Here is a 10264-nt window from a genome sequence, read left to right as displayed (position 1 = left end):
ACACAAAATTTTCTACAGGCTCGTTTAGAGACTAATTATTAATGCTTTAAGGAAAAAAGACCAGTTTTTCACTGGTCCCGGACGGTTCTTGTGGTTACGACTTTAATACAATCCCTCTACTTATGCCCGTTAGCCTTGCTATCTGCCTAGTAGACAGTCCTTCTTCCTTTAGCTTTTTCAGGTATTTATTCCTCATATCTTGTTCTATCTGTTGAATTTCTAAACAGTTGTTCACTTTACAGACCCTTTTAATTATTTCTATTCCCTCTTTATCTGTCAATCTCCTTTTTTTTTCTATATCTAAGCATTTTTCTTCATTTGTATCTTTATGGAACGCAATGAATTTTTCTATGGCTGTCTTTCTATCTGAATCTAACATTTTTAAGATATAATCTGTATCTACTATTTCTTCTTTATTTACATATTCTCTGTAGCTACTCCACTGAAAATCTTCAATATTATCCGTGATTCCTGCTTTTAATGGGTTTTGGTGTATGTATCTTAATGCTGTTAATAAGTAACCTTCATCTTCTATTGGCTCACTTTTGTATCTATCTTGAAACAAATGTCCACTTCTATTATACTTCCAATTGTACCAATACACATAACTGGCTCCTATGCTTTTCATTACTATTTCAATTCCTTCTTCTATTTCATGCAATATGATATGTATATGATTTCCCATCAGACAATATCCATATACCTTATATCCTCTTTTGTCTTTGTAATCCTTTAATGTTTGTAAAAACTTTTTCTTATCTTCTTCGTCTTCAAATATTATTTGTTTATTAATTCCTCGCAGGATTATATGATATAGGCCACTTTCACTTTTTTCTCGGGCTTTTCTTGGCATAAAAAACCACCTCCAAATATAGATTAGCATACATTTGGAGGTAGTGCAACCATGAGAACCGTCCCCTTGGTTTTCTACCCTTGGTTTTCTGAATGCTTGCCCTAGTGGGGTTTGGGGGTAAAAGATAAGAAAAAAGAAGCAACAAAGCTAAATGCCCTGTCGCCTCCAATAAATGTTGTAAAAAGAATTAAATGATTATAATCTATTAGAATTTTTATTCGCAATATTCATCAATTTCCTTTTTGCGTTTCAAGAAAGTTCTTATTGCTTTATCTTCTCTTTCTATTAGGTCATCATAGTGGTTTCCAGTTAAAACGAGCTCATTATAACCCCATATTGCACTCAGAACAGACTTAGCATCATATTGATAATACCACTCCATGGGCAACATCGAGTCTACGACTTCAAATAGTTCAGCTGGATACCATGATGGTAAATTCTCATAAGTACCAATCAATAAATAGCTTAGTACACTTTTATAAATATGTTGACCATAAACAATATATACTTCGCCTACTTTTAAAGGATATCTGGTTTCTGGTGAGTCTCCTGAATTGTTTATAGTTGATAATAATAATTTGTCCCCTGTACTGGCAATACACCTTACTTTCATCATCTCGCCCCCATATCTTACTTAATTTTAAAGTCATCTATTTGTCCAGTTTTAGGATTATACTGATAATGAACTTCTACTCCGTTAACATTTTGAGCTTGTTTTGTCCAGCCTTCGGAAGCTGGCCATCTGGGATCTGTGTTCAAACCTTTGAGTTCTCTACCTGCAGATGGATTTGACATTGCTTCTTCCACAGCAAGTTGTTCTTTTAGATTTTCTGGTTGATGTCCACCTTTTGATTGACCTCGCCCTTCTACTTTAGGACTATCACTCGCCCCCTGAGAATTATTTGATGAATAAGCCTTATCATAAACATCTGAATAATCTGCCTGGGGTTTTTCGGGTAGTGTTATATTGTTGTTTTTTGCATAATCTCCTAATCCAGCTGAAACATAAAGAACTGCATCTATGAGCGGGCCAATTTTTCTACCTTGATAGTAGAGATCTTCTAGTCCATCAGGATAACGTGAATCTGTTAAAACTGAATCATCAGTTACATAGAGATGTCTTTCGCTTATACCATCTAAGAATGGCGAATGTAATGTTAGATATATTTCCTCTAATGATGGAATATCGTTACCCTTAAAACAATTTTCTATAGGAGCCATTATACCACTAAATTCGACATATATTTCTCCAGCACTATTATAGTATACTCCATCAGCATATTTTTCAATTTCACCAACACTGTCCTTATAATCCTTGGTATTACTCTGACTCTGCATACTCTTGACATTACTATCGCTCACTACAGAAGGTGGTGGAGTAGGTTTTGTAAACCCTTCCGAATCATCAAAATATATAGCATAATGTCCACTAGGATCTACATACATTATCGGGTTATTACTTACGTAGATGTACAGATTTAATCCATCACCTCTGTAAACATCCTCTTGAGTGAAACGCCCTAGCTGTGGGTTATAATATCTCGCCCTTAGGTAGTATTCTCCTGTTAAGCTATCATATTGCTCTCCTGCATAGAGGAATCTATTTTTTACTGTTTCTGTGTAGTTCCTCAGGTTTCCAAAGGCATCATATTGATAGCTGTTTAAAACCTCTCCGCTACCTGTTACTAGGCTTACCACATCTCCATGGGCATTGTGTAGGTAGTAGTTTATGGCTCCTTCTTCTTGGTCATTACTAAGGTAGTGTTTTTTATCTCCCTTTCCTGATATCTGGGCTACTAAGCCTATTCCCCTTATACTTCTGGTTACTAGATCTCCATTTCCATTGGTTTCGGTTATTATGCTTCCATTGTGCAAGGTGAAATCATATCGTAGCCCGTTTTCTATGGTGGCAATCCTTAAGCCTAGGCCATCGTATTGATTTTGTTGCCAGCTACCATCTGGAAGGTTTGTACTTATGAGTCTGTTGTAGCCGTCATAGCTGTTGGTTGTTGTGTTACTGTTTTCTAGAAGCCCCTGTATGTACTTTTCTTCTATTGCTGTTAATTGATTTCCATTCTTGTCATAGCTGTAGGTTGTTACAATGGTTTGGTCTTCTTGGGTTAATATACTTTCTAATAATCTGTTTCTGCTATCGTAGCTGTAGGTTGTTTGGATTTCTCCTTGGATTTTACTTATTCTATTTCCTGCATTGTCATAATTGTATGTCTCTAACCCTGAGGCTGGATCATTTACTGTTTTTAGTTGGTTTAGGCTGTCGTAGGTATATTGAGTTGCTTGTCCATTTTCTACTTTACTTAGCTGGTTGCCATTATTGTCATAGGTATAGCTAAAACTATTGATGATGTTGTTTGATGGATTCTTACTTACCATTGATACGATGTTTTTGTCTTTATCATAGCCTATTTGTGTGTTTATTCCTGTGTTGTATTGGATTTCTTCTATCGTATTGTCTGGGTTGTAGTTATAGGTGGCTAGTAGTGTATTGTTATCTGATACTGTTTTTAGTCTTCCATTAATGTCGTAGCTGTATCTGGTTATTTGGTCTAACCCATCGGTTATACTGGTTATATCGCCATTTTTGTTGTAATCATAGCTTAGTATTTGTTGTCCATTTCTATATCTTTTTTCTAATTGTCCTAAGGGGGTATAGGTAAAGGTATCTACTCCCCATGCATTTGTTGCTGCTAATAGGCTTCCATCTAGATTGTAGAAATATCTTTCCTCGAGGTCTTTCCCTAGTATGTTCTTAGCAGTAAGGTTGTTATCTCTATTATACTGATATATTATGGTTTGGTCCATCCTGTCTATTTGTCTTACTAATCTTCCTTCTTTGTCGTATCTATAGGTAATTGTTTGATTCTCTGGGTCCGTTATTGTTTTAAGAAGGTTAAGACTGTTGTAGTAATAGGTTGTGGTGTTTTGGTTTCCATCGGTTTGAGATGTTAGATTTCCTGCATTGTCGTATTGGTATAGGGTTTCCACTTGCTGGGAATCTATTATCTTTGTTATCATTCCCCTCTGGTCTCTTTGGTATTGGGTTTCGTTACCTTCTCCGTCTATAATTTTTATAATGTTCCCTATTGCATCATAGGTATACTGAAGGGATATTTTTCCTTTTGCCTTTGATTCTGGTGTGTTTATGTTCTTTAGTCTACTACCTATATCGTAGGTATATTCTATTCCATATCTTGTTGCATCTGTTTGTCCCGATTGATAGCCTTTTGCGTCTATTTCCTTTGTTATTCTGCCCGCTACATCATAGATATTTCTTTGTACTACTGCTCCCTCTGGATTCTTAATTTCAATTAGCCTATTCATTGTATCATAGGTATAGATTGTTCCTGGTCCATTTTGGGTTGCTGAATCGTAGTTTTCTGGTGCCACATATTTTATGATGTTTCCTACCTCGTCATAAACAATTTTTGATGTTGCCATTTCAACGTCGGTTACCTCTATTAACCTATTATAGGCGTCATAGGTGTATATTGTTTCTTTTTGATTATGGTCTATTTCTTTTATTAGATTCCCTGCTTTATCATACTCATATTGTGTGATTCTTGTCATCTTAGTTGATGAAGCATTATAAACTCCGTGGGTTGTTTTTTCTATTAAGTCCAAGGGGTATAGGCTTTCAAGCTGTTGATTCTCGTAATTAAAAATATAATCTCTAATGTAGTCTAAATCTGGTATATCAATTATACTGCTGTTATTTATATCATATTTTTCATGATATTTGGGCTGACTTAGCTCTATTCCCTTTAGTAGTGCTGTTAATGTAAAGTCATCTAGCATTACCATACCATCATTATTCATATCAGGCTCTCTTACCATTGTTGATTTACCTATCACTGCAAGGAATTTATGTTCTTCTCCCAATTGGTCTGTATAAGTAGAATCTTTATCTATGGTAACTAAATATGTACCCTTTACCCCTTCTTTTACTCTAATGGTTATAATGGCCAGAGTACTTGAACCTGTGTAGCTCCCATCTGCTACTGTTATATTAATTCTACCTGAGTCATTATGGCTTATAATTACGTTTGAATCTTGAGGAGTAATTTCTACAACCTCAAATACCCTTGAATCGTACATAAGATTCAGATTTACATCTTGAATTGTTGTATCTGTGTCTATTTCTACTCTGTACTGATATTGCTGTCCTCCATAGACTAGGGTTTTTGGCATGGATATAGAAGCGGTTGTTTGGCTTACATCCACACTATCCACCCATACCTCTTCCCTTTTAGAAACTAATCTGTCTAATTCATCATACTCATAGATTGTTTCATAGCCCTCTGGCCTTGTGATTTTAGTTATATTATTATTTTTATCATATTCATAGAAGGTTTCTGCTAATACAGCTCCTGTTCCTCCATCATAGAGGTCATCCTGGTCTAGCTCCCTCCACTGTCTTATCAGCCTTCCTGCGCCATCATATTCATATCCTGTAATGCTATATTTCTCTTCATTGATTTTTACCTTTCGTTCAGTAATGTTACCAATAGAATCATAGGAATATTCTACATAGCCCCCGGCACTTCCTGTAGCAGATTTTAGCAATCCGTTTTTATAGTAATCCAGAGAAATTGTATGCCATGCTTCAGGCTCTTCACTTTTACTTGCATAATCTGGCGAGGTTATTTCCTCTATTAATCTCCCTACTTTATCATATTGATATTTTGTTACATTGTAATACATGGTATTGCCTTCTGCTTTTACAGGTACTCTTTTTTCAAGAAGCCAGCCTGTAAGATTATAGCTATATAGAGTACCATATCTGTCGTTGTCACTGGTTCCGCTAAGATAGCCATGTGCATCGATGGATTTTACTACTCTGCCATCTTTATCATATACATATCTTTCGATGACCCTTCCTTCAGTATCTCTTACTTCAATAAGTCTGTTCAATTGATCATAGCTATACTGCTGTCCTGGTCCATCATCTATAGCTTGATTGTAGTTATTGGCATCAATTACCTTAATTACATTTCCTACACCGTCATATTTGATTCTTGATTTTTTTCCTGATGGATTGACTATTTTTATTAATCTACTATTACCATCATATTCATAGGCAACACCAATCCCATCATCAGTAGCTGGGTTATAATAGTTGGGGTTAATCTCCTTTATTTTGTTTCCTTCCATATCATACTTTAATGCTAGTATTGTACCTAAAGGTGTTGTCATGCGAATCTGCCTGTCCATTGAATCATAGCTATAAAGATAACCAATACCGTCATCAGTTGACTGGTTATAATGGTTGGGCTTTATATATTTTGTTAGATTACCTACTGGATCATAGATCATCCTAGTGATATCCCCCATGGGACTGATTATCTTATCAACATCATCATTATTATTGTACCTATATGTTGTTGTACCATAGGTGGTAATTATATTAACCATTCTACCAAGATCATCATAGTTATATTGCAGTTCATTTAATTCAGGGTCAATAATCTTTTCAGGCTGTTTCTCATTATCATACTCTAGAATTGTTTCATTATTCTCTGGGTCTACTATTTTAATTAATCTGCCTTTATTATCATAGTAGTAATTGGTTTCTACGCTTTCTAAATCGTTAAGCTTTTGAGTTGCCTTAATAAGGTTACCCTTTGAATCGTAATCATAGTTCACTTTTCCACCCTCTGGGGTATTTATCTCTTTGAGGTTATCGTCACCGTCATAAGTAAAGGTGGTAACATATCCAAGAGGTTGAGGGGCTGTAATTGATAATAGATTTCCCCTTTCATCATAATTATAATTTGTTATATTCCCGTTTCTATCCCTAATACTTTTTCTATTTCCCCACTGGTCATAGGTATATTCTTGATAGGTATTATCATAAAAGGTTTCCCTTTCAATATATAGCCTGTCATTGTACTTGTATTTGGTAGTTGTACCGTTAAATGTGTAAGTATTTTCCATTGTAAGAGTATTGTAGCTATAGGTCGTTGGGTTTCGATCTTCATCATATTGTAGAACGACTCTTCTATATTGATCATAATGGTTTTCTATGAATTTTTTGTTGTTTTCATCCGTTATAGATGTTAATCCGTAACTGTTGTAGGTATATTTCTTTATCCCACCATTTAAGCCCTTAACCTCAAGAAGATTGCCTAAACTGTCATAGGTGTATTTGATTGTTCGCAAAGCAGGGTCGGTGATTGTTCTAATCCTACCATTTTCAAAGGAGAAGGTTAGTCTTTTACCGCTTGCTCCTATTACATAGCTTAGATTCCCATTACCATCATATTGCAATGTTATTGTGTTATTATTTCTATCGGTGATGGCAGTCAGTTTTCCAGAGTTGTTGTAGGTATATATCTGTTTGTTTTTTAGTTCCAGTTTATAACTACCATCTGACTGTTTTTCTAGAACATCAAAAATTGACTCAGGACTCGTATAATTGTTTGTTCCTGCTACTGGTTGGTACACTAAAATCCTTCCATCGGGATATGTTATTGTTGCATTCCCTGTTGAAGCATTTATTGTAATGGTGCTATCATAATTTGTATGCCATCCCTTGCCCATAATCCCTGTTCTTTCATCTAAGGAGTTATAGCTTCTGACAATTTGTAAATCTATTCCAATATCAGGTATAAGTAAATCTTCATCAATACTATAGTAGTTGCCTGTTATAATATTAACTGGTTCACCTACTGACACGCTATTGGGTGGACTTGTTAGATTCTGATTTCTTATAGCAGTGGTAAATACTGTGCCTGCGTAATATTGTGTATATTCCCACACTCTGGTATCAGATTCGGGCTTTGTTACAGTTCCACTATAATTGCCAGTATAATTATTTACAGTTACATACACAGTTTTTGTTAATGTCCCCTCATAATCAGCACCATAAGTTGTAACAATTTTATAAGAACCATCCGGGTTGTCGGTTCTGTCTGGTCCACTTTCTACCCACCAGTCTACTTTAGGTATTGAACCTACATATCCATCTTGATTGATTGGGTAAGTGGGGTTATCTGTCCCACTTGATCCACTACTTGATACTAAGTTTCCTTCAGCATCATATCTATTAGTTATGGTATTGTAACGAGTCTTATAAAAAGTACGTGATTCCTGCTGTGGTTTCTGTGTTGGGTTATTTGTTACTGACCCCAACGACAATGTACCCGAGTATCCCCCTTGAGAATAAGAATAGCTTGATGAGGGATAGGTTGTCCCGGTGTTATCTGAATGACTGACATTTTTGCTATGGGCAGGTGTGTAATTTCCACTTATTACATTTGCTATTGAAGAACCATCTTTTTGTAATTCACCACTATATCCATTTTTATTATATGTAATAGTTCGCGGAAAGCTATTTGTACTTTTTTTAATTGAATCAACTACAAATGAGCTTTGACTGTTGCTAGAACTTGCAATTAAAGTTTTACTTTCTACAACAGTAAATGCATCCTCTTCTATTTCATCATGTTTTTCCTTAAATTCAAAGGATTCTGTTCCTGCTTCATTACTATTTTCTATGATCTGTGTATCACTGATAGAGCTTTGTATGCTTTTATTCACATCAAAGTTTGTGGCATATACCATAAAGCCTGACTGAAATAGCTGTACTAGCAATGCAATTATCAGGGAACATGCAATATATCTACTTAAAGACTTTAGAGCTTTTTTAAGGCCTATATTCATAGATTAAACCTCCTTGTTTAATTTCAAATTCCATCACTATAAACCTTCGTGTTCAGGATGAATGGTTATATTCAATGGGGCTACATTAGGTATGTTCACCAATTCCCCTAATGAATTTACTATCTTGGCCTGTTGGATTTGCAGTTGAGAAATATCTGTAGATTCAAGCTTTAACCTCAATCTTATTATACTAATTTCTCCACCTGAACCAGCTTCTTCTCCAGTTTTAGATACTAATATCCTTATTCTTCCTTCGATTTCATCATGAACTGAGTAATAATATTCATCGTTTGCTACAAGAAGATTTTCAATGCTGTCTGAAGTTATATTTAAATGAACTGTATCGTAGATTAGATCAAAGGCTACAGAATATAAGTCTTCTGTGTAGGCTTTTATGATTATTTCAACTTCACCCTCTTGAGATAAATCATCAAGCCAATTTACGGCAATAATACTAATACCCGAAGTGCCTTCTTCTCTATACATTGCCTCCTTAATCTCACTCCATTTACTATTGGTGATATCGTTCCGAGCTCTAATTTGATAGATGTTTTGACTATTTGGCATTAAATTATCATGAATATAAGTGGTTTCTGTAATGCTACTAATCATTACCCCATTAATTTTAATATCGTAGGCAAGGGCACCATCCACACTATCCCATGTAAGTCTATGGGTATCTCCTAACTTCGTAATTGTAAAATTCTCTGGAATATCTATCAAAGTAACAGCCCTTAAAGTTGGTGTCCAGCTATAAGGAATTCCATTATTAATTCCCCTTACCTTGTATTCATACACAGTACCTGGAGTTAAATTATCATGGGTATACATTGGCTCTACTACTGTAGCAATCAGTTGACCATTTACTCTTATTTCATAAGACTCTGCCCAGGATACGCCTTCCCAAACAAGGTTAATTGATTTTGACTCTATTATGTCAGCTTGTAATCCGAAGGGGCCTGATCGATCTGGCATGTTCTCATGTTGTGGAACAATCAATTTTCTTAAGTATGGATATGAACTGCCATTTTCTATTGCCCATATCTCTGTAAAATCCCACGCCGAAAAATTAGCCATCTGCATCATTTCTTCTGTAGTTCGGGCTTGAGAAGCAGGATTGTCAAAACCTGTAACCGTTTTATTAAAGTAACTATCAGCAATAATGGATGTATTTATGGCTCCAATTAAGCCACCCTTATTACTACTTGGACTTGTAACTTTTCCTGCAGAGTAGCTGTTCTTTACTGATGTGTGGGCCGAGCTTGATGCTGATACGTGCCCTATTAATCCTCCTACGTAGCCATTGCTATGGGTACCTTCTGCACTTCCTAAGGCAAAGCTGTTTTCAACTCTTATAACATTGGCACTTGTTTCAACTATATAACCAACTAAGCCTCCGACACTGTAACTGCCTCGAGCATTTCCTACTGCATAGCTCTCGGATATCCTTACATTTGCTCCTGTCATATATCCTACTAATCCACCTACATAGTATAAATTTCCTGCTACACTAATATTTGCAGATGATTTCTCCATCCTAGCATTTGTTAGGTTTCCTACTAATCCTCCTACTTGGGTGCTTCCATTTACATTTCCTGTTCGTACATTTACTCTCTCTACTATACCTTCTCCTACGATGGCTCCTGCTAAGGCTCCTGTATAGTGTCTACCAACTACTGCTATGTTTTCTAGTTCTAAGTTCTTAATGGTTCCATCTTGTATCAATCCAAA

4 protein-coding genes are annotated in these 10264 nt (G+C 35.7%); all 4 read right to left on the bottom strand.

The window, feature by feature from the left end; translation table 11 throughout:
• Positions 1 to 94 precede the first annotated feature (94 nt).
• Positions 95 to 853 carry a transposase gene (locus F8153_RS11985; RefSeq protein ID WP_151866601.1) on the bottom strand — a complete coding sequence of 253 codons (759 nt, stop codon included), beginning with the start codon at positions 851 to 853 and terminating at the stop codon, positions 95 to 97.
• Between the two features lie 214 nt (positions 854 to 1067).
• Positions 1068 to 1466: a phosphoribosylaminoimidazole synthetase gene (locus F8153_RS11980; RefSeq protein ID WP_151866600.1), complete on the bottom strand. Its 399-nt coding sequence runs from the start codon at positions 1464 to 1466 to the stop codon at positions 1068 to 1070.
• 17 nt (positions 1467 to 1483) lie between these two features.
• Positions 1484 to 8533, bottom strand: a complete 7050-nt coding sequence (locus F8153_RS11975; RefSeq protein WP_151866599.1) for an RHS repeat-associated core domain-containing protein — start codon at positions 8531 to 8533, stop codon at positions 1484 to 1486.
• Between the two features lie 36 nt (positions 8534 to 8569).
• The coding region (locus tag F8153_RS16175) for a hypothetical protein (protein ID WP_408608760.1) at positions 8570 to 10264 on the bottom strand (1695 nt) is incomplete at its 5' end.

The sequence above is a fragment of the Alkaliphilus serpentinus genome (genome assembly GCF_009017255.1).
Classification (GTDB): Bacteria; Bacillota; Clostridia; order Peptostreptococcales; family Natronincolaceae; genus Alkaliphilus_D; species Alkaliphilus_D serpentinus.
This window is presented reverse-complemented; position numbering and strand designations above follow the sequence as displayed.

What these genes read in the sequence shown, in the direction of transcription:
- F8153_RS11985 (WP_151866601.1), bottom strand. Translation starts at nt 853, where the DNA reads ATGCCAAGAAAAGCCCGAGAAAAAAGTGAAAGTGGCCTATATCATATA.
- F8153_RS11980 (WP_151866600.1), bottom strand. Translation starts at nt 1,466, where the DNA reads ATGAAAGTAAGGTGTATTGCCAGTACAGGGGACAAATTATTATTATCA.
- F8153_RS11975 (WP_151866599.1), bottom strand. Translation starts at nt 8,533, where the DNA reads ATGAATATAGGCCTTAAAAAAGCTCTAAAGTCTTTAAGTAGATATATT.